This window comes from Streptomyces sp. SID5785 (assembly GCF_009870065.1).
In the GTDB taxonomy this organism is placed as follows: domain Bacteria; phylum Actinomycetota; class Actinomycetes; order Streptomycetales; family Streptomycetaceae; genus Streptomyces.
Genome location: NZ_WWIA01001118.1, coordinates 1 through 521, shown reverse-complemented (window position 1 = coordinate 521; position 521 = coordinate 1). Strand labels below are relative to the sequence as shown.

1 protein-coding gene and 1 pseudogene are annotated in these 521 nt (G+C 70.6%); both read right to left on the bottom strand.

The annotated features are described in order from the left end of the window. A partial coding sequence (locus GTW43_RS36195) for a transaldolase family protein (protein ID WP_272922592.1) occupies positions 1-227 on the bottom strand: 227 nt, incomplete at its 3' end. A 41-nt stretch (positions 228-268) separates the two neighbouring features. Further along, positions 269-521, bottom strand: a pseudogene (locus GTW43_RS36190) (transketolase); the annotation flags it as partial.

Below are 521 nucleotides of genomic sequence, written 5' to 3'. Positions count from 1 at the left end.
TCGACGGTGACCTTGCGGGCGGCGAGGTCGGCGAGCTGCTCCTCGTAGCCCTCGCCGGAGCCGATGGCGCCCTGGAAGATCGACGGGTTCGTGGTGACGCCCACGACGTGGCTGTTCTCGACGAGGCCGGCGAGGTTGCCGGACTCGATGCGCTTGCGGGACAGGTCGTCCAGCCAGATGGAGACGCCCGCGTCGGAGAGGGACGTGAGGGGGGCCACGGTGCTCATGTTCTGCTTCATCTTCTTTCGGATGCGGTGACGCGTACGGTTCAGCTGCGGGCGGCGCGGAGCGACGCGCGGGCCTGCTCGGCGACGTTCTCGGCGGTGAAGCCGAACTCGCGGAAGAGGATCCCGGCGTCGGCGGAGGCGCCGAAGTGCTCCAGGGAGACGATGCGGCCGGCGTCGCCGACGTAGCGGTACCAGGTCAGGCCGATGCCGGCCTCGACGGCGACGCGGGCCCGGACGGCCGGCGGCAGGACGCTGTCCTTGTACGCCTGGTCCTGCTCCTCGAACCACTCGACG